General features: G+C 61.3%; 14 protein-coding genes. 7 read left to right on the top strand and 7 right to left on the bottom strand.

From position 1 onward, the window contains the following. Window positions 1-228: 228 nt before the first annotated feature. Genes ACN0RV_RS08030 through recC form a run of 4 tightly spaced genes read right to left on the bottom strand, consistent with a single transcriptional unit; the run spans window position 229 to window position 9,661 of the window. Window positions 229-621, bottom strand: a complete 393-nt coding sequence (locus tag ACN0RV_RS08030) for a VanZ family protein (RefSeq protein WP_417347116.1) — start codon at window positions 619-621, stop codon at window positions 229-231. After that, window positions 618-2,666 carry an exodeoxyribonuclease V subunit alpha gene (gene recD / locus ACN0RV_RS08025; RefSeq protein WP_417347115.1) on the bottom strand — a complete coding sequence of 683 codons (2,049 nt, stop codon included), beginning with the start codon at window positions 2,664-2,666 and terminating at the stop codon, window positions 618-620. The genes ACN0RV_RS08030 and recD overlap by 4 nt, the downstream gene beginning before the upstream one ends. After that, window positions 2,663-6,256, bottom strand: a complete 3,594-nt coding sequence (gene recB / locus ACN0RV_RS08020) for an exodeoxyribonuclease V subunit beta (protein WP_417347114.1) — start codon at window positions 6,254-6,256, stop codon at window positions 2,663-2,665. Before recB ends, recD begins: the two co-directional genes overlap by 4 nt. Next, window positions 6,257-9,661, bottom strand: coding sequence for an exodeoxyribonuclease V subunit gamma (gene recC / locus ACN0RV_RS08015; RefSeq protein ID WP_417347113.1), 3,405 nt, complete (start codon window positions 9,659-9,661; stop codon window positions 6,257-6,259). A gap of 227 nt (window positions 9,662-9,888) precedes the next feature. Between recC and ACN0RV_RS08010 the strand changes: the two genes are divergently transcribed. The 6 genes from ACN0RV_RS08010 (at window position 9,889) to ACN0RV_RS07985 (ending at window position 15,920) form a co-directional block, all read left to right on the top strand. After that, window positions 9,889-10,608 (top strand): hypothetical protein, encoded by a 720-nt coding sequence (locus tag ACN0RV_RS08010; RefSeq protein ID WP_417347112.1) that lies wholly within the window; start codon window positions 9,889-9,891, stop codon window positions 10,606-10,608. After that, window positions 10,605-11,249 carry a glutathione S-transferase gene (locus ACN0RV_RS08005; protein WP_417347111.1) on the top strand — a complete coding sequence of 215 codons (645 nt, stop codon included), beginning with the start codon at window positions 10,605-10,607 and terminating at the stop codon, window positions 11,247-11,249. Before ACN0RV_RS08010 ends, ACN0RV_RS08005 begins: the two co-directional genes overlap by 4 nt. 98 nt (window positions 11,250-11,347) lie before the next feature. After that, the gene (locus ACN0RV_RS08000; RefSeq protein WP_417347110.1) at window positions 11,348-12,196 is read left to right on the top strand and encodes a putative selenate ABC transporter substrate-binding protein; all 849 of its coding nucleotides are present in this window, start codon (window positions 11,348-11,350) and stop codon (window positions 12,194-12,196) included. A gap of 7 nt (window positions 12,197-12,203) precedes the next feature. After that, the gene (locus ACN0RV_RS07995; RefSeq protein ID WP_417347109.1) at window positions 12,204-12,890 is read left to right on the top strand and encodes an ATP-binding cassette domain-containing protein; all 687 of its coding nucleotides are present in this window, start codon (window positions 12,204-12,206) and stop codon (window positions 12,888-12,890) included. Beyond that, complete coding sequence (locus tag ACN0RV_RS07990) at window positions 12,883-14,400, top strand: PhnE/PtxC family ABC transporter permease (RefSeq protein ID WP_417347108.1); 1,518 nt, start codon at window positions 12,883-12,885, stop codon at window positions 14,398-14,400. Before ACN0RV_RS07995 ends, ACN0RV_RS07990 begins: the two co-directional genes overlap by 8 nt. Window positions 14,401-14,672: 272 nt before the next feature. Then, a complete protein-coding gene (locus ACN0RV_RS07985) occupies window positions 14,673-15,920 on the top strand; it encodes an IS110 family transposase (RefSeq protein ID WP_417347107.1) in 1,248 nt (415 codons plus the stop codon). A 71-nt stretch (window positions 15,921-15,991) separates the two neighbouring features. On the opposite strand, the gene ACN0RV_RS07980 is transcribed toward ACN0RV_RS07985, so the two are convergent. Continuing rightward, entirely contained in the window at window positions 15,992-16,372 is a 381-nt protein-coding gene (locus ACN0RV_RS07980; protein WP_417347106.1) for a hypothetical protein, read from the bottom strand. A gap of 895 nt (window positions 16,373-17,267) precedes the next feature. On the opposite strand from ACN0RV_RS07980, the gene ACN0RV_RS07975 reads away from it, so the two are divergent. Next, window positions 17,268-17,459, top strand: a complete 192-nt coding sequence (locus tag ACN0RV_RS07975) for a hypothetical protein (RefSeq protein ID WP_417347105.1) — start codon at window positions 17,268-17,270, stop codon at window positions 17,457-17,459. Here ACN0RV_RS07975 and ACN0RV_RS07970 read toward each other — a convergent pair. Next, window positions 17,456-18,568 (bottom strand): AI-2E family transporter, encoded by a 1,113-nt coding sequence (locus tag ACN0RV_RS07970; protein ID WP_417347104.1) that lies wholly within the window; start codon window positions 18,566-18,568, stop codon window positions 17,456-17,458. The genes ACN0RV_RS07975 and ACN0RV_RS07970 overlap by 4 nt on opposite strands. A gap of 57 nt (window positions 18,569-18,625) precedes the next feature. Then, the gene (locus tag ACN0RV_RS07965; RefSeq protein ID WP_417347103.1) at window positions 18,626-19,648 is read right to left on the bottom strand and encodes a DUF2955 domain-containing protein; all 1,023 of its coding nucleotides are present in this window, start codon (window positions 19,646-19,648) and stop codon (window positions 18,626-18,628) included. Between the last annotated feature and the right edge of the window lie 6 nt (window positions 19,649-19,654).

Below are 19,654 nucleotides of genomic sequence, written 5' to 3'. Positions count from 1 at the left end.
TGTAACTTACGGCTTTGATTTTTTAAGTAAAGCGAAGTTCCCCATGCCTCCGGCCGCGTTCGGGCCAATGACGACACCGACTCTCCGGTCGCGACCTGAGCAACTCAGGAAGAGCACGAAAGAGACACCTTTATAGAATGCCCATACGGATGACGCGACAGAGGGAGTGGTAAAAGTGGACGCGGCGTGACCGGTGCAGCCTCTGGCGGGATAGGAGGCGCGTCCAGTTCAGCCAAAACGCCTGAGCAGGGCGCGACTGACCAGGGAGAACACCAGAATCCCCAGCAGATCCGCCACCAGATCGGCGATGTCCAGAGTGCGGTTGGGGAGCCAGGCCTGACTGAGCTCCTCCAGGGCCGCCACCACAAACACCAGGGTAGCGCCCCAATAGAGATTGAGGGGGCCGCAGCGCCAGCTGCGGCCGCCGGACACCAGGTTCAGCCCCAGGGTGAGCAGACCAAACAGGGCGAAGTGCCCCAGTTTATCCCCGTAGGGCAGCTGCCTCACCAGGCTGAAGAAGATGCTGGACTGGCCGGTGTTCGCCAGGTAGATCACCCAGGCAATCAGTCCCATCAGGGCCAGAGTCGCCAACCAGACCAGGGATTTCAGCCTGGCGCTCATCCCCGCTCCTCCAGGCTGGCCAGTCGCTGAGCCAGGCCCGAGGCCCGGACGGTGCGCCGACCGATGGCACTGGCCACCAGTTGGGGCCGGGGCAGCAACAGGCTGAACCAAGTGCGGGCCCGGGTGATGCCGGTGTAGAGCAGCTCCCGGGTCAGGATGGGGCTGTCCGAAGCCGGCAGCACCATGGCGGTGTGGGCAAACTCCGACCCCTGGGATTTGTGCACCGTCATGGCAAACACGGTATCGGCGTCGGCCAGGCGACTCGGCTGCACCGATTTCAGCCCGCCATCCGGGGTGGGAAACGCCACCCGCAATCGGCGCTCGCCCTGTTCGTCGTAGAGTGGCAGGCAGAGGCCGATGTCACCGTTCATCAGCTTGAGGCTGTAGTCGTTGCGGGTGAGGATCACCGGTCGGCCCGGGTACCAGCCCTGATCCCGCTCGATGAGTCCCGCCCCCTTCAGGGCCTGGGCGATGCGACGGTTGAGGCCACTGACCCCGAACTCCCCGTCACGCACCGCGCACAACAGCTGGAAGGCGCCGAAGGCCCGGTGAAGTTCCAGGGCCCACTGACTCTGCGCCTCCACCAGATCGGCCCACTCCTGCTCACTGCTGCACTGGGCCGCCCTCTGCTCCAGCTCAGACAAGCCCTGGTGCATCAGTTCCAGGTAGTGCCGGTATCCCAATGGTTGTGCGCCCTTGATGGCTCTGGCGTCACTGGCGTCTCCCTCGATACAGAGGCGTTCCAGGGCACGGTCCTGCTCGCCGCCAAGAGAGGCGCTGAGCAGATCCGGCCAGGGCTCGCCGAACAGCCTGGATGCTTCACGGCTGTCCCCCAGGTTGACGGCCGCCGCCAGACGGCCGATGCCACTGTTGGCATCGAAGCGATGGCTCTTTCTGAGCAGGGCAATCTGCTGGTCCAGGGCGGTGCCCTCACCGAGCCAGGGATTCAGGTCATAACCGCTGGCTTGTGACAAATACGCCAGGGTGGCGGGACCATAGTTGGCCCCATCGGCCCTGCGACAGAGATCCCCCAATACGGCGCCGGCTTCCACCGAGGCCAGCTGGTCCTTATCCCCCAGCAGAATCAGCGAGGCATGCTCCGGCATCGCCTCCAGCAGGGCCGCCATCATCTCCAGATCCACCATGGAGGCCTCATCCACCACCAACAGATCCAGGTGCAGTGGGTTGCCCCGGTGATGGCGAAAATGACGGCTGTCCGGGCGAGAGCCCAGCAGGCGGTGCAAGGTGGTCACCTGAGTGGGAATGCCCTGCTGCACCGCGTCCGGCAAGCCGCTCAAGGCGCCGGAGAGGGACTCCGACAACCTGGCCGCCGCCTTACCCGTCGGCGCGGCCAGGCGGATTCGCAGGGGCTCGCCCTGGGCCATCTTCGAGCCCTGCAGCGCCGCCAGCAGCCGCACCACAGTGGTGGTTTTGCCGGTTCCCGGGCCGCCGGAGATCACCGTGAAGCGGCTGCGACAGGCCAGGGCCGCCGCCACACTCTGCCAGTGCACCGACTCGCCACTGGCCTCATCCGCCGATTTCAGCGGGGCGAACAGCTGGGCCAACTCCGCCTGGGTAGACTCGACATCCACCTCCACAGGGCAGAGGCGCTCCTGAATTTGCCGGGCCACCTGACACTCATAGCGGTAGTAACGCCTCAGGTAGAGGCGACCCTGGCTCAGCACCAGGGGCTCACAGCCCTCCCCTTCGGACACCGACACCAGGGTGGAGGCGGAGAGCGCCTCCACCAGGGCGGTTTCACTCCAGTGGGCCATCAGCTCAGAGGGATGGGGCAGCTGGGCCGGTTTGCGTCCCTCAGGGGGCAGAGCCAGCACCTCGCCGGGACGGGCCAGCAGTTGCGACAGCTCCAGGCACAGATGGCCGCGGCCCAGCTGGTGGCTGGTCCAGATGGCGGCCAGCACCACCTCCGCTGGAGTGTCCGGCTGCTGTTCCAGCAGCAGATTGGCCAGGGCCAGGTCCAGGGGACGAAGCCACCCCTCGGCCAGATAGGCGTCAAGCTGCTGCATCAGTTCATTCAAGGTCATGCCTGTGCCCCCTCAAATGCCAGGTCCATCGCTTCAATCAGGGCCCGGTCCGGGCAAAGCCCAAGTACCCCTTTGTCCGCCTGGTTGTCGCCCATGCCTCGCAGGAACAGGTAGAGCCCGCCGCCCATGTGGCGGTCATAGTCGTAATCACTCATGCGGCTTTTCAGTAGTCGGTGCAGGGCCAGGGTGTAGAGGGCCAGCTGCAGGTCGTATCGGTGAGACAACATCCCCGCCTTCATCGCCAGGGGCTCGTAAGCCTCGGCCTCGGCGCCCAGATAGTTGGATTTGTAGTCCGCCACGTAGTAGCGGCCCTGATGCTCGAAGGTCAGATCGATAAAGCCCTTGAGCATGCCATCCAGATGCTGGGGCCGCAGTTGCGGCCTCGGCTCCCCGGGCCAGATATGCTGGCGCACCAGGCCATCCAGGTGCTGCACATCCAGCTGATGAGCCGCGAACCAGAACTCCATCTCGGCCACCACGGTGGAGAGATCGCTCAGGGCCGCCTGGCTGTCCATCAGCGCCATGGGCTGATTCAGCATCTGCGCCAGCCACTGCTCCAACATCGGCTGCCACTCGTCCAGCCCCTTGTGTTCGCAGCGACGGGCCACCTCATCGGAGAGGGCCTGCGGGTCCACGGAGCCAAAACCCTCATCGGCGATCCACTCCAGCAGATCGTGCAGGAAGGTCCCCGGGGCAGCACCTCGCGGGAAGGCGTGGATAGTGCCAGGTTCGGGCTCCTGCTCCACCGGCATCTGCGCCTCGCCCATCAGTTCCTCCATCCGGGTGAGGGCGCCGCTGGTGCTGGTGTCACTCTCATCCAGGTGGTGGCTCATGCCGGTGAGCAGACCAGAGTAGGAGCCCACCCGCCAGCCGGACGGCACCGCCCGGGTCGCCCGTCGGGCGGTAAGATGGGCAGGGTCGGTCACCTCGGCCAGATAGTGGTTGTCTCTCACCTCGGGAAGGCTGGACAGTGCCACCCCCTGCTCCCCGGCCAGGGTGTTCAGGGCATGCTGCAGTTCGCCGTAGCTCATGGCCTGGCCGCCGCCGAGCAGGTAACCCAGGGCGCCCAGGTGCAGATCGCTCATGTCACGCTTGCCTGTGCGGCCCAGTTTGACCGGGGCCAGCCCCAGGAAGCAGGCGTAGACCGGACGGGTCAGTGCCACGTAGAGCAGACGCAAGTCTTCTGCCAGGCGCTCATGCTCCGCCTGTTCCAGGGCCTCAACTTCAGGGTTGAAGGCCACCTGGCTGCCCTCGGCGCTGCGATAGGTCAACAGGCCATCTTTGGCGGTGGCCTGACGGAAGCCCAGGATGAAGGGCAGGAACACCAGGGGGTACTCCAGTCCCTTGGATTTGTGGATGGTCACCACCTGAACCAGTTCGGCGTCGCTCTCCAGGCGCAGGATCTGATCGTCATCCCCCTGACCGGAGTCGATCTGCTCCGCCAGCAGACGCAGCAGCGCCAGCTCGCCGTCCAGGGTGGCCGAGGCCCCCTGAAGCAACTCGGCCAGGTGCAACAGATTGGTGAGACTGCGCTCGCCGCCTCCCTGATGCATCAGTCGGGTGGCCACACCAAATTTGGCCATCAGGGCGCGAATCATCGACAGCACCCCTTTGCTCTGCCAGTGCAGCAGCAGTTCGCGGAAGCTGTCGACCATCTCATCCCAGGCCCGCTCGTCCCGGTTGAGGGCATCCAGCTCGGCCCACTCCATGCCCAAAGTGGCGCAGGCCAGGGCGGCACGAACGCCGGCCTCGCGCTCCGGTGCCGCCACCGCCTGCAGGATCAGCAACAGATCCTGGGCTTCGGCGCTGGCGTAGACCGAGTCCTTGTCGGACAGGTAGACGCTGCGCACCCCGCGGCTGTCCAGTGCCTGTCGAATCGCCTTGGCCTCGGTAAAGTCTCTGACCAGGATCGCCATGTCGGCGGCGCGCAGTGGCGTGAGGCCGTCATCAGTGCGGAAACCGGCCCGACCCTCCCTGGCCAGGTTGAGGTAGCGACAGATCTCCGAAGCAGCGGAGTGTGCCTGACGCTCCAGGTAGCTGCCCTTGTTGATGGGCCCCTCGTCCGGGTCCAGCCACAGGTTCAGCGCTGGCGCGGGTTCATCCTCAATCTCCAGGTGCGCTTTGCGGCCATTGGCGGCCACCGACTCGAAGGGGATCTGCTCGCCAAACAGGAAGGCCCCCTGCGGGTACTCGTCCGCCAGGCGGAACACCTGGTTCACCGAGGCCACCATGGCCTGGGTGGAGCGATAGTTGGTCCCCAGGGTGTAGTGGTTGGGGGCGGTATCACTGCGCGCCTGCAGGTAGGTGTGGATGTCGGCGCCGCGAAAGGCGTAGATCGCCTGCTTAGGATCGCCGATCATCAGAAGTGCCTGCTCCGGGCTCTCCTTGTAGAGCCGCTGGAACAGCCGGTACTGGACAGGATCGGTGTCCTGGAACTCATCGATGAGCGCCACCGGGAACTGTTCGCGTATGGTCTGAGCCAGGGCGTCGCCACCCTCAGACTCCAGGGCAGTGTCGAGATGGCGCATCAGGTCGTCGAAGCCCAGCACCGCCTGACGCTGCTTCTCCGACTCCATCCTGTCGCCAACCCAGCTGGCCGCATGGCACAGCAGGTTGCGCTTGAGATCCAGCCGCTCCAGGGTATCCACCAGGGTCTGCATGGCGTCAAAGGCGGGGTTGGCATCCACCTGTTTGCCCTTGTTGCAGGCCGCCTGGATCCCCTGTGAGGTGAAATGGTCGCAGGCCTTGGAGCGCTTGCCACCGCTCATCGGCAGCAGCTGGCCCTCGTCGTCGAGCCAGGCCTGAACCTCCTCCAGCAGCGCCGGCTTGATCTTGGCCTTGGACACCAGCTTGTTGGCCAGGGCCTGATGCACCAGCTCGCTGACCGCCGCCAGTTCACCGCGCCATACCGACTTGGCCCGGCGAACCGCCTCCATCTGCTGGGCGGCGATCTCCGCCGGATTTTGCCCCTCAAGCTTGCGTCCCAACAGGGGCATCAACGCCTTCTCCAGATCCGCCGGGGTGGCATAAAGACGGTGGATGGGCCTCAGCGACCCGGTATCCAGCGGGTAAAAATGCAATCGCCAGTAATCCCTGACCGCTTCCTGACGCAGACCACTGAGATCGGTCTCCAGTTGCAGGTTGAACAGGGAGCCGGAATCGAAGGCGTGCTCCCTGAGCATCCGCTGACACCAGGCGTGGATGGTGTGAATGGCAGCCAGGTCCATCATCTGCGCCGCCAGCTCCAGCTTCAGGGCGCAGCCCGGGTGTTGCTCGGCGGGGTAGTCCTTCAGCAGCTGGGTCAGTATGGGGTCCAGCTCGTGCAACTGACCGCGAAACGCCTTGGCGCCCTCCACCAGTCTCAGACGGATACGATCCCTAAGCTCTTCGGTGGCCGCATTGGTGAAGGTCACCACCAGGATCTCCGGTGGCAGCAGGGGGCCTTTGGGGTGGGCCTGCTCATCGCCATGGCCCAACACCAACCTCAGATAGAGGGCGGCGATGGTGTAGGTCTTGCCGGTGCCGGCACTGGCCTCAATCAGCCGGGTTCCCTGGAGGGGGAAGCGGATGGGGTCGAGTCGTTGAGTCATCTAGGCCTCCAGCCGGGTGGGCAGCACCAGCAGCGGCTGGTAGAGATCCTCGGCCAGGCTCGCAAAGCGCTGAGGATCCAGTTGGGAAAAGTCGGGGAACTGACGAGTCAGGTAGGGACTGTAACCCAGGTCGCCGCCGCCGAAGAAGCCCGGTTCGTAGGCACTGCGCGCTTTCTGCAGACGCTCCTCATCATCACCGTCGCCAGCCAGATAAGCCAGGGCCGCTCGGGGAGCCACGGGCAGAGGCGCCTGCATCCCTTCCAGGTAGCGGGTCAGCAGGGTCTGCAGCTGTTTTTGCGCCGATGCGACCTCCATGGGCGGCAAGCTCCAAATGCTGTCGGCGCCGATGAGCACCGAGGTCATCTGATGGCCGCAGGCGCAGCCTGCCAGGTGGCCGAGATAGAGCCTGGCCAGATGCAGCGGATTCTTCAGCCCCTTGTCGGTGGCCAGCACCGCCGGGCGCACCTCCACCTGGTGCCAGTGGCCATCGCTACTGCGATAGAGGCGACTGAGCCAATCCTCCATGGCCAGGCCGGGCACCTCGGCCCGAAGCTCCAGGGAGGTTTCCACCAACTCCAGGTTGGCGGTGTAGCGGCGCAGGGACTCGAACGCCTCCACCGCCGGGCGGGTCAGGTCATCCCCCGCCAGCGCGGCGAACCCCTTCATCGGCAGCTGCCCCCGACCGGTGAGTCGGGACAGGGTATGGTCCACGGCGCCCTCTGCCCCTTCCGGCTCGCCCAGATAGAGCTCGCCCAGCAGCTCCTCTCTGAGCAGGTAACGCTGCAGGTTATCCAGTGCGAAGGGCTCCAGGTCCTCGCTGGCCGCCACCTCCAGGTTAAACCACACCCCGAGGCGCTGATTCATAAAGCAGCCCACCGGATCCTTGAGCAGCCCCACCAGGGCGCGCAGTTCGATGGGCTCCTCCCCCTGCCAGTTCTCCATCTGCGATTGCGCCTGGGTGTCCGGCGGCGTATGCACCTGGCACCACTCCCGGCCATAGGAGAAGAGTTCCCCTGACCGGGCATCAAAATAGCTACTGGAGAAGGGTTGCAGCGGATGAACGCAGGTAAGGCGCTCTATCAGGGCCTCGCCACCTTCGAAGGCGCTGGCCAGGTAATCCCTGAGCTGTCCCACCAGCACCGAAGGGGTGCGCTCGGTGTTGTCGCGGACATTGCGCCCCACATAGCTGATGTAGAGTTGGCTGCGGGCCGCCAGCAACGCCTCCAAAAACAGGTAGCGATCATCCTCGCGGCGTGAACGATCCCCGGGCCGGTACTGACCGCGCAGCGCCATCAGGTCGAAGTCCAGGGGCGGACGGCTCCTGGGGTAGTCGCCGTCGTTCATCCCCAGCAGGCACACCTGCTTGAAGGGGATCGCCCTCATGGGCATCAGGGTACAGAAGTTGACCTTGCCGGCCAGGAAACGCTGGGACACCCCCTCCTCGCCAAAGGGGGCCAGGGCCACCTCCCGCACTACGGTAATGGGCAGCGCCTCCTGCAACTGAGCCTCGTCGCAGGCCTCCAGCCAGTGGGCCATGGCATCCTGCAGCCGGGTCAGGAGCAGGGTCTCCTGCTCATCCTGGGGTTCAAACAGCGAATCTGTGGCTTCCCGCAGCAGTTGGTGCCACTTGGCCGGTGTGTGGCTCTGACCCAGCTGCTGCCACAACTCACCCAGCTGGTCGATGAGCAGACTGAGCTTGCCCACCAGGGCCGCATCCAGGCCACCCACCTCGTCCAGGGGTTCGATGCCGCGCCAGGCTTCGCCGTCACCGACGGCGTAACCCAGCAGCATCCGCTTGAGGCCGAAGCGCCAGGTGTTCTGCTCCAGCTGAGCGGGCAGCTCCAGGGCGTGGCGCTGTTCACCATCCAGGCCCCAGCGAATACCCGCCTGCTCGACCCAGCGTCCCAGCAGGGCCAGCTCGGTCTCGTCGATGCCAAAACGGGCACGCAGGGCCGGCACCGACAGCAGCTCCATCAGTTCGGACACCGCAAAGCGGGATCGGGGCAGATGCAGCAGCTTCTCCAGGGCCAGCACCACCACCTGATGGCCGCGCTCCGGTCGATCGGCAATGGTATAGGGGATGTAACGGTTGTCGTCCCGCTCCAGGTGGCCAAACACCGCCTCGATATGGGGGGCATAGAGATCCACATCCGGCATCATGACGATCACCTCGGAGGGGCTCAGATCCGGCTCCTCCTGGAAGCGCTGCAGCAGTTGATCGTGCAGGATCTCCACTTCGCGCTGACGACTGTGCGCCAGGTGGAACGCCAGGCTGTGGTCCTCGCCGGCTGCGGGCCAGGGGGTGTCCGGCATGGGGTCCAGATCGAAGATCCCCTGCTGCATCCGCCTCAACATGGTCGACGGACCCAGGTCCATGGGAGAGGACCAGAGATCGATGCTCTGAAAATGGCTGCGGTATTGATCCGGCTCGTCGATGCCGTAGAGCATACCGATGTAGTCCCTGCCCTGCTTGCCCCAGGCCGCCAGCAGGGGGTTGGCGTGCTGATGCATCTGTTCCAGGGAGAGCAGTTCCGGAGTGCCGGGCTTGGGGTTGTGCCTGGCCCGGGCCAGCTCCCGCCGCAGCAACTCCCGGTCTTCGACGATGTCCGCCCAGAAGTGCTGACAGGGATTTTGCACACAGAGCAGGATCTGACAGTGTTTGGCCAGCGCCTTGAGGGCTTCCACCGCCTGCTGAGGCAAGGCACTGATGCCAAACACCAACAGCCGTCTGGGCAATCCAGGGGGACGGGACTCGGCACTCTCCAACGCCTGGATAAAATGCTGATGCAGGGAGGCCCGGCTGCTGCCCCGCCAGTGAGGCGCCATGTCGGCAATCAGGGCACGCCACAATCTGGGCTGCCAGCACAGCTCCTCCTCCAGTGGCTGGCTGCGCCCTTCACCATCGACTATCTCGTCCCGGCCGACCGCCCAGACATCGAGCCAGTCCGCCCGGTACACCTGATATTGGTCGAACAGATCCGCCAGTTGCTCGGCAAGCTGATCCCGCTTGCGCAGATCGTCATCCTGCTCCAGGAAGCGGCGCAGCGGCGCAAAGGCTTCCTGACTGAGCAGTTGCGGCAACAGCTTGAGGATGCGCCAGCGAAGCCTGGGTTTGTCGAAGGGGGAATCCTTGGGCACCGCATCTGCGCCCAAAACGGTGCGGTAGCTTTCCCACAGGAAGCGGGAGGGCAGCTGCATCTCCTGGGCGGCGGCAATCTTCAGCTGAGGGTCCGATGCAAAGGCCAGCTTCAGCCACTGTGCCATGCCGTTACTCTGCACCAGGAACAGCTCCCGCTCCAGAGGGGCCAGAGGATGGTGGCGGACCCACTGCACCAGCAGATCGCGCAGGTCCTCCATCTGGTTGGCGTGAATGATGGAGAGACCGGGTTGAAGTTGAGCCGACATCGACGCATCCATTGCTAAGCTAAGTCTGCCAATCATAACGAGAATTCGGGCCTGGCTCTATGGCTGACGACACTCGGGCAGCCAAGGGGTGACAAATCCATCAACGGTGCGAAGGACACCACTAATAACGATCCAGGATCACTTCGAGCGTCGATCGGTTTTGACGGACAACCACGGGATCCATTATGTTGTGCCCAAATAATAAATCAGGGAGTGTCACAGCCCTCATGTCGCTGTTAAAGCCAGCTAGGAAGCTGCACAAAATCCTAAGTTATTTCGTCTTTATTCAGGTCACCCTGTGGATTGCCAGCGGCGCCTACTTCGCCCTGGTTCCCTTCCAGCCTCTGGTAAAGAGCCAGGACTACTATCAGCCGCCAACGCTCACCGCCGATCCGCTGTCCGTGTCGGAGACCATTCGTTTCATGGACTCCCCCCTGGAGTCGCTCTCTCTGAGCCCGTCAGCGCAGGGCACCCTGCTTAAGACCGCCCACGGCGTGTTTTCCGTCCACACCGGCCATGAAGCCCTGCCCATCGACAGGGACGCCATCGCCCGTTTCGCCCAGACTCTCTATACCGGTCCGGGCACCTTGCAACCACCTCAGTTCCTCGAAAGAGTCGAACCCAGGGTGGCGGGCCTGGTGGATGAGGTGGGCGGAAAATTCGATCTCTGGCTGGTCGAGGCTAACGACGGCCCCGGAACCCGCCTCTACTTCGATGCCTACGGCGCCCTGGTAACGGTTCGTAATGACGCCTGGGTAGGCTTCGACCTGCTGTGGAGGCTGCACATCATGGACTATGGTGAGGGGGAGGATTTCAATAACCCCCTGCTGATGATCTTCTCTGTCACTGCCCTGCTGTTCGCCCTCTCCGGCTGCGTCCTGGCCATTGGTGGCCTGCGCCAGAGCCTGGGACGACGCCTGACCCGGCGCCGGCGGGCCCGCGGATGACACAGCCGACCCTGTACAGTTTCCGCCGCTGCCCCTACGCCATGCGGGCGCGGCTGGCCCTGGCCTACCTGGGGCGGCCTCTGGTCCTCAGGGAGGTGGTGCTGAAGGACAAGCCCCGAGAGCTTTTGGCTCTGTCTCCCAAGGGAACGGTGCCGGTACTGCAACTGGCCGATGGCCGGGTACTGGAGCACAGCCTGGAGATCATGCTGTGGGCACTGGGTCAGGCGGACCCTGAGCTGTGGTGGCCAGAGTCCACCGAACAGCAGCTGCTGACCCTGGAGCTTATCCAGAGAAACGACGGCGAGTTCAAGCACTGGCTGGACAGGTATAAGTACGCCGACCGCCACCCTCACCCTCAGCAGTGGTACCGGCAAAAATCCCGGCCCTGGCTCGACCGGCTGGAGTCTATGTTGAAAAGCGCTCCCTGGCTGCTGGGAGAGAGGCTGACCCTGGCGGACACGGCGCTGCTGCCCTTTATCCGTCAGTACGCCATGGTGGACCGCCCCTGGTTTGAGCAGCACTACCCGGGCTTAAACCTGTGGCTGACCCGATGGATGGAGGGGGAGCTCTATGGACGCATCATGGACAAGTTTTCCCCCTGGCAACCCGGCGATCCGCCTACTCTGTGGCCAAGTAACTAAACTCGACTTATCAATGCCATAAATTCGGCGTAACATATTGCCCCCTTGAACCGAATTCCGGCCCCCGGGCCACAATCCACTTTAGGAATCATAGAGCCATGCGTCGACTGATTGCCCTGCTGACCCTGGCGGTTGCCCCCCTGGTTTCCGCTCAAACCTTTACCTTTACCGCCATCCCGGATCAGGATGAGTCCAAGCTGCGCAGCCGTTTCGACCAGGTTGCCGACTACCTCTCCGGCGAACTGGGCGTCGAGGTGAAGTACATCCCGGTGAAGTCCTACGCCGCCTCCATCACCGCGTTTCGCAACAACCAGGTACAGCTGGCCTGGTTCGGTGGCCTCTCCGGCGTACAGGCCCGTGCCCGGGTGCCCGGCAGCGAAGCGATCGCCCAAGGCTATGAAGATCAGTTCTTCAAGTCCTACATCATTGCCCACACCAGCACCGGCCTGGACGCCGCCGCCTCCCTGCAGCAGGCGATGAAAGGGATGACCTTCACCTTCGGTTCCAAGGGCTCTACCTCAGGTCGTCTGATGCCCGAGTTCTACCTGCGCGAAGCTTTCCAGGAAGCCCCCAACAAGAGCTTCCGCAAAGTGGGCTTCAGTGGCGACCACAGCCGCACCATCGCCCTGGTGCAGGCTGGCAGCTACCAGGTTGGCGCGGTGAACTACAAGGTGTGGGAATCTGAGCTGGCCGCTGGCAAGGTGGACACCAGCAAGGTGAAGGTGATCTGGGAGACCCCCACCTACCCCGACTACCAGTGGACCATTCGTGGTGATGTGGACGCCCAGTATGGTGAGGGCTTCAAAGCCAAGGTGACCAAGGCGCTACTGGAGATGAAGGATGAGAAACTGCTGAACGCCTTCCCACGCTCCAGCTTCGTACCGGCCACCAACGCCGACTACGCCCCCATCAAGGACACCGCCAAATCCATCGGCCTGATGGACTAAGGCGAGCATGAGTGCTGAGCTGGCCCTGCAAGGGGCCTCACTGAAGATTGGCGACCAATGGATCGTCAAGCCCCTGTCCCTGACCATCGACGCCGGCCAGACCGTGGCCCTGGTGGGGGAAAGCGGTGCCGGCAAATCCTCCCTGTTGGAGCTGCTGCGCCGTGCCCACGAGGACAAGGTCGCCTGGTGCCCCCAGCACCCGGCCCTGGTGCCCATGCTCAGCCTCTATCTCAATGTCTACATGGGCCGGCTCCATGAGTTCGGCCTGTGGCAGAACCTGACCAATCTGGTCCGGCCGGATCCAACCCAGTGGCAAGCCATTCAGCAACTGGCCGATGAGCTGGGACTGCTGAACGGCAGTGGCGACAAGCGCCTGAGTCAGTCTGCCGAGCGCTTCTCCGGAGGCGAGCAGCAGAGGATCAACATCTCCCGGGCCCTGTTCCAGCAGCGCGCCATCTTTCTGGGGGATGAACCGGTGTCCGCGGTGGATGAGGCTCAGGCCAGGCGCATCATCGAGCGCATCAAGGCCCATCACCAGACCACGGTACTGGCGCTGCACGATGTGGACCTGGCACTCGCCTGTGCCGACCGCATCATCGGCATGAGTCAGGGCGAGGTGGTACTGGATAAGCCGGCTCAGCAGCTGGATGCCGCCACCCTGCTCACCCTCTACCCCAGTCATCAGCATGGCTGAGTCCCTGCCCAGCCCGTCGAATAACCGGGCCGCGGAGTTTCGCCGCATCACCCTGCTGTTGGCCCTGGCGGCGCTGTTCTGTGTGCCCTGGGCGGATCTGGAGATCACCCAGATATCCCCCGGCGCCGAGCTGGCTCGCCTGCTGGCTGGAGCCCTGAGCCCGGACTTTTTCGCCACCGAGTACCTGCTGGAGGCGATCGCCACCACCCTCGCCTTCGCCCTGCAGGGGATCGCCCTTGCCGCCCTGTGCGGCCTGCTGCTTGCCCTGTTTTACCGATACCCTGCGGTTCGGGTAACCGCCGCCCTGCTGCGCTCGGTTCATGAGCTGTTCTGGGCGCTGATGTTCCTGCAGGTGTTTGGCCTGAGCTCCCTCACCGGTGTCCTGGCCCTGTGGATCCCCTACACCGGCATCTTCACCAAGGTGTTTGGCGAAATTCTGGAGGAGGTCGACCCGGCCGCGGAGCAGGCGCTACCAAGAAGTGGTGGAATGGCCAACGCCATCAGCCGGCTCGTTTATGCCAGGCTGCCCCTGGCCTGGCCCCACATCCGTCACTACACCAAATATCGGCTGGAGTGCGGATTGCGCTCCTCAGTGGTGCTTGGCTTTGTGGGCCTGCCCACCCTGGGTTACCACCTGGAGACCGCCTTTCGTCAGGGCCTCTACAGCGAAGCCGCCGCCCTGCTCTATCTGTTCTACCTGATCATCGCCACCATGAAATGGTGGTGCCGGGCGCCCCTGCTGCCCCTCTACCTGGGGCTGGCGCTGTGGTACCTGCCGCCGGTGGCCTCCATCAACGGTGAGCTGATCTTGCAGTTCCTCACCCAGGACATCGTGCCTGCGCCACTGAAAAACGGTGGCGAACTGTGGCCCTGGTTCCTGCGCCTGTGGCAGGAACAGATCTTCCCCGGGCTGACCGATACCCTGCTCCTGAGCCAGATGGCCCTGTTGCTGACCGCCCTGCTAACCCTGGTGTGGTTCCCCCTGCGCAGCCGCTGGTTCTTTGGCCGTCCCCTGCGCGCCCTGGGCCAGGGATTTCTGATTGTCACCCGCTCCACCCCGGAGTTCGTGCTGGCGTTCGTCGGCCTGCTGATTCTGGGACCCAGCCTGCTGCCGGCCCTGCTGGCCCTGGGGATTCACAACGGCGCCATCATCGGTCACCTGGTGGGAGGCTACACTCAGGAGCTGAAACTCAGGCCCGACGATGCCCCCACTGGCTACAGCCGGTTCGGGCTCTACTTCTATCAGGTGCTGCCCAGGGTCTACCCGCAGTTGATCACCTGGCTGCTCTATCGCTGGGAGATCATTCAGCGGGAAACCGCCATTCTGGGAGTACTGGGGATCACCACATTGGGCTTCTACATCGATTCGGCGTTCGAGGAGTTCCGGTTTGACCGGGCCATGGTGTTGATTGGCGCCGCGGCGCTGCTGAACGTGGCGGTGGATGCCACCGCCCGCGCCCTGCGGGCTAGGCTGCAGCAGGGAGACCGCCTGTCCCGGCGCGATGCCTGAGGTCACTTCCCTGGCGCCTAACCAAAGGGGCGCCATCCGCCACATTATAGTCACTCAACTTCCTCTCGATAACTGAAGGCTTTAAGCCATGATCAGTGAGACTCGTACCCAGGGTTACGAATATCCGCCACTAACAGAGAGATGATTTCCGCTTTGTTTTCGAACCGCTGGGTTTCTTGAGTTCAAAACGAACACTCAGGGCTTGCCAATAGGCTCTCTATATTGTTTTCGCCGAACTCAAGCAGCGTTGACTGGATGAAGGAGGATACGCGATGAGCAATCTCCAACTGTCTGAATTTGAAGCTTTTGTTGGTATCGATTGGGCGGATAAGAAGCATGATGTATGCGTCCAGATAGGCGATGCGAGCGAGCGTAGTTTCCATCAGATTGGTAGCTCTCCTGAAGCCATTGAAAGTTGGCTCCAAGAACTGCATCAGCGCTGTCAGGGCAAGATCGCCATTGCGGTCGAGCTTAAGCAAGGGCCCATCATTTACGCCCTACAGCAGTTCGATTTCGTGACTATTTTCCCTGTCGAACCAACGACATTAGCTCGATATCGTGAAGCATTTTCTCTAAGTTCAGCCAAGGATGATCCAACCGACGCTCAATATGCTCTGGAGTTGATGATTCGCTATCCGGACAAAGTGAAGCCTCTGGACCTTGAACGAGAGCAAGTTCGAACACTCAAACGTTTAGTCGAATCGCGCCGTAAATTTGTGCAAGATCGGCGCCGCTTGGCTAATCGACTGATCTGTTGTCTGAAGCACTACTATCCTCAGCTCTTGGACTTGTTCGCGCACCGCGATACTGACCTGTTCAGTGAGTTAATTCTTCGCTGGCCATCCCTTCAAAGCCTAAAGTCAGCGCATAAACGCTCTGTGCGGCATTTTTTCAATCGGAGAGGTGGTCCATGCGTACCTCGTACCGACGACCGCATACGAGCGCTCTACACGGCCAAAGAGCTCACTGACGACTGGTCCGTGCTCATGCCCCATCAGCTTGAAGCAATGGCCCTGGCTGGCCAAATCCTACACCTATCGAAAGCCATCCGGATCTACGACAAGGAAATAAAGTCGCTGTTTAAGACTATGCCCGATTCAGAATTGTTCGAGGCATTACCTGGTGCGGGACCTTGCCTGGCCCCAAGATTACTCGTTGCATTTGGAGAAAAAAGAGAACGATTTCAGTCTGCCGAAGAGGTTCAGCAACTAGCGGGAATTGCACCAGTAACCCAACGCAGTGGCAAGAAATGCTGGGTGCACTTCCGATGGCAGTGCTCTAAGTTTGTTCGCCAATCCTTTGTTGAATGGGCAGAGAAATCAGTGGCCAATTCAACTTGGGCTTGCGCTTACTATCAACGGCTTAGAGCCTTGGGCAAACCCCATCATGTCGCAGTCAGGGCACTGGCGTTCAAATGGATACGTATCCTTTACCGATGCTGGAAATCGAGGACAGTCTATGACGAAGACCACTATGTTCGACAACTCCAGCTACGAGGCTCACCCCTCGTAACTGGCTGAAGCTGAGTTGACGAATGCCTCAGGGCATGATGCGGTCACTGGCGTTCACTACATAAACGCTTTGCTGCAGTTTAGTCGCAGCGGCCTTTAATGTTTCCAACAAACATACTAGCGCTATTTAAAATTCCGAATCCATTTCTCGACTTTGAATAAGTAACCTTGTTATCATCAGGGTAAACAGTCCAAATTTCAACCGTGGACTCTTTGTTTTGCCCGACATACACACAAAATAGAGTGCCTAGACCTACTTGAAAACAACTTAAGTCGCTTGGTGAAACACTACTATTTTCCCCATCAAGCTCCAAAATAAACTTTTGTGAAGATATACCATCCTTGCTTAGCCCAAAGCCTTCATCTTGAAATGCTGAATGCCCCTTAAAGTCGCCAACAACGTAGCAATCTGCAAAAACAGAATATGACCACACAGAAATTATTAAAATTAGAAGTCTCATACTGCCTCCATACTCGTAACGCCCCACTTAGCGGGAGCAGGCTGCCCGGCGATGTTCCGCGAGGCACGAGCGAAGCCGGGCTGGCTGAAATCCGCCTACAGTGCCTTGTTATGTATTAGTCCACATTTCTTGTCTTTTTCCTGAACTCTTCAACACAATCAATAATTATCGCAAAAATAGCACTTCCAGCTAGAAATCCGATTCCGGCTAAAAGCATAGAGTCTCCCGCAGATTCATCTATGTAATCAGCCATGTAAAAGATAACATTAATGAAATACGTAAAAATAAATAGGTAGCCTATTATAGAAACTATACGCACACCACTAATAGCTGAGTTCAATGTTTCCGACTTTAAATTCTTGTAAGGTATTAACAATTTAAAGTTCCTTTTTTCTATACACTAATACATAACAGCTTATTATGCGACGACTGGCCGCCTATCACTCAATACAATCTTGCCGCCTATCCACATTAGGTGAAGTTCTGTAATTCACCAAAATCACCACACTATCAAAGTGTTATTGGCACTTTTGGCGCCTTTCTTCAAAGCTCTTTTGCGTGAAAGGTGGATCTAGCTCGCGAAAAGGCGGAATGTCTCCATGACTGTATATAAACCCAGGTAGAGCGACAACTTTTAGTTCGTGAACACTAACCCGCATCGCATTGATATTAAAGGTCATTTTGACTTGGGAGCTCAAGTTTCGCCCAAGCTCCGCCAAGGACGAATACGATCACTCGTCATCACTGACGGAAGTCAGTCGTAACCAGCTGTTTCTAAAAGAATGTTTAAGGTACACCCTCTAGCGTGTGTTTTGTAGGGGCCAAATCACAGAGTGCAAGATCTCGTCGTCAACGAATGACCGCTATTGGCGCCAAAGGAGTCATTGATCATTCGATGGAGTGCGACCCTCAACTGGTGGCGGACATCATCGTCAAAGCCGCGTTGGCAAAGCGTCCCAAGGCCCGCTACGCCGCCCCTAAGGTAGCCAGTGTCGCCCTGTTCTGCCGCCGTTTTATGAGCGACGCCCTGCTCGACCGCCTGTTTGGCCGCTATATGGGCGTCCCTCACAAGGTTGATATGGGTTAGTTCTCAGGCTCGGGATGAGGCTGAGCGGCGCCCTGCTCTGCCAGCCCTTCCCTGGCCAGCCAGGCGGAAAACAGCTTGTAGCCAAGGGCCAGCGCCACGGCACCGACGAACAGTCCGATGATGCCGGAGAGCAGCATGCCGCCGATGGCGCCGATAAGGATCACCAACATAGGGATATCCACCCCGCGCCCCATCAGCATCGGCTTGAGTACCGCGTCACTGGCGCTCACCAGAATCCCCCACACCATGAAGACCACCGCCACCGTGGTGGTTTGCACCGAGAACAGATAGATCATCACCGGCGCCAACACCAGTATGGGCGGTAGCTGCACTATGGCGACAATCAGCACCAGCAACATCCACAGGCCTGTGGCCGGCACACCGGCCAGCCCCATGCCTATGCCCGACAGCAGGGATTGGATCAGGGCAACCCCAATCACCCCCTGAGTCACGCTTCGGATGGTGGCCACCGACAGTGAGGTGAAGCTCTCCCCCTGAGGGCCTGCCATTCTCAGGGCAATGCCGTGAAACAGCCGCCCTGCGGACTCGGCGTTACTCATGAACACCCCGGCAATGATCACCGACACCACAAACTGCAACAGGCCCACACCCACGCCCCCCAGGGAGGAGGCCAGGCTTGCCAGGGCATCCTTGAGCTGTGGGCCATAGCTGATCAGCGCCCCCTCCAAATTGGTGGCAAACTTCTGCCACAGCTGATGCAGGTCATCGCCAACCAGGGGCAATCTGGCCACTGCCTCTGACGGCGGCGGGATCACCAGGCTTCCGTCCTTGAGCTCCGTCACCAGTTCATGGGTCTCGGTGATCAGGGCGCCGGAAAACAGAATGCTGGGCACCAGCAACAACGCCAACACCAATAGGGTCATCAAGGTACTGGCATGCCCCAGCTTCCAGCCCGTCCTGTCCGCCAGCCCCTTAACCACGGGAAACAGGGCGACGGCGATGATGCCGCCCCACATGATCAGCACCAGGAAGGGGCGCACAATCTGAAAACACCAGCTGATCAGGATAAACAGGGCACCAATCTTGACCGCGGCCTCAACCGCCGCACCGGTCAAAAGCTGATGCTGTTCTTTCACTTGATGATTCATGGGGGCTCCTTGTTGGCCGGCAGGCTTAAGCCAGGGACGACCGGTAGCAAATGAGATCTAGGACCTGAGAGAGATTCCCGGCCTGGATCGGCTTTCCAAAAAGTAGGAGATAAACACCATGTACGCCCCAACCATGGCGATCTGCAGTAACCTGAGGTAGAAGTTGCTCACCACCTCCTTGTCCATGGACGATGCGGTGGAACCCACCAGCACCAGCACCGTGGACAGGATGCCGGCGTAAAGCGGGGCCTTGTCGGGATCGGCGTAGAGATAGCTGGCCAGCACTATGGTGACCAGCATCGCCAGCGCCACATAGAAACCCAGGTAGGGCATCACCACCAGCAGCTGATAGAACAGCACCGCCACCACGCCCCCCACACCATTGGTCACCAGAAGGAACAGGCTCACCTTGACGCTCTTGGCGCCCGAGGCCTGCAGCGACAGCACCGCAATGAAGATCATGGTCAGCAGGGCGTCACTCACCTGCGCCAGAAAGAAAAAGCCCACCACAGGGAAGGCGATCACCAGGGCACGAACCGCCTCATCGGTGCGCACATCCGCGTCTGGCAGCTCCTCGGCGTCCGCAGTCGAGCCGCTCTGGGCCTTCGCTTCGGGGATCAGCAGGTGCATCAAGGTAAACACCAGCACCGCTACCGCACCGGAGAACGCCAGGCCGATGCCCAGCTCCAGCGCGATGCCGGGGTGGAGTAAACCCAGATACGGCAGCAACAGGGCGGCGATGATCAGCATGGAGGCGAAGAAGTTCCAACGGGGGTCGCTGAACAGGAAGTAGGCCCAAAGCATCACCAGTGCCAGCAGTGGCAGGAACACCAGAGGGTAATGAATGGGGCCGACGCTGACGGCGAAGGCGATGGCGACGGTGGCCAGAACGCCGAACAGCAGCTCGCGGGCGGTTCCCCAGGTGGGCTCGACCCGCTCCACCAGGAACTTGGCCGCAAACACCGGCGCCACGAACGCCAGCGACCAAGCGATGGACGCCGACAGCGCCACGGCGAGTCCGACTCCCAGGGTCAGCCTGAGGGCCCGCCTGTCACGGCTTTTGAGGCTCAGCGCCATCATCTGGAT

It is taken from the genome of Ferrimonas sp. (assembly GCF_048263965.1).
Classification (GTDB): domain Bacteria; phylum Pseudomonadota; class Gammaproteobacteria; order Enterobacterales; family Shewanellaceae; genus Ferrimonas.
This window is presented reverse-complemented; position numbering and strand designations above follow the sequence as displayed.

Coding starts and splice junctions, on each gene's coding strand:
- ACN0RV_RS08005 (WP_417347111.1), top strand. CDS start 10,605: ATGACACAGCCGACCCTGTACAGTTTCCGCCGCTGCCCCTACGCCATG.
- ACN0RV_RS07975 (WP_417347105.1), top strand. CDS start 17,268: ATGGAGTGCGACCCTCAACTGGTGGCGGACATCATCGTCAAAGCCGCG.
- ACN0RV_RS07985 (WP_417347107.1), top strand. CDS start 14,673: ATGAGCAATCTCCAACTGTCTGAATTTGAAGCTTTTGTTGGTATCGAT.
- ACN0RV_RS08030 (WP_417347116.1), bottom strand. CDS start 621: ATGAGCGCCAGGCTGAAATCCCTGGTCTGGTTGGCGACTCTGGCCCTG.
- ACN0RV_RS07995 (WP_417347109.1), top strand. CDS start 12,204: ATGAGTGCTGAGCTGGCCCTGCAAGGGGCCTCACTGAAGATTGGCGAC.
- recB (WP_417347114.1), bottom strand. CDS start 6,256: ATGACTCAACGACTCGACCCCATCCGCTTCCCCCTCCAGGGAACCCGG.
- ACN0RV_RS07970 (WP_417347104.1), bottom strand. CDS start 18,568: ATGAATCATCAAGTGAAAGAACAGCATCAGCTTTTGACCGGTGCGGCG.
- ACN0RV_RS07990 (WP_417347108.1), top strand. CDS start 12,883: ATGGCTGAGTCCCTGCCCAGCCCGTCGAATAACCGGGCCGCGGAGTTT.
- ACN0RV_RS07980 (WP_417347106.1), bottom strand. CDS start 16,372: ATGAGACTTCTAATTTTAATAATTTCTGTGTGGTCATATTCTGTTTTT.
- ACN0RV_RS07965 (WP_417347103.1), bottom strand. CDS start 19,648: ATGATGGCGCTGAGCCTCAAAAGCCGTGACAGGCGGGCCCTCAGGCTG.
- ACN0RV_RS08000 (WP_417347110.1), top strand. CDS start 11,348: ATGCGTCGACTGATTGCCCTGCTGACCCTGGCGGTTGCCCCCCTGGTT.
- ACN0RV_RS08010 (WP_417347112.1), top strand. CDS start 9,889: ATGTCGCTGTTAAAGCCAGCTAGGAAGCTGCACAAAATCCTAAGTTAT.
- recC (WP_417347113.1), bottom strand. CDS start 9,661: ATGTCGGCTCAACTTCAACCCGGTCTCTCCATCATTCACGCCAACCAG.
- recD (WP_417347115.1), bottom strand. CDS start 2,666: ATGACCTTGAATGAACTGATGCAGCAGCTTGACGCCTATCTGGCCGAG.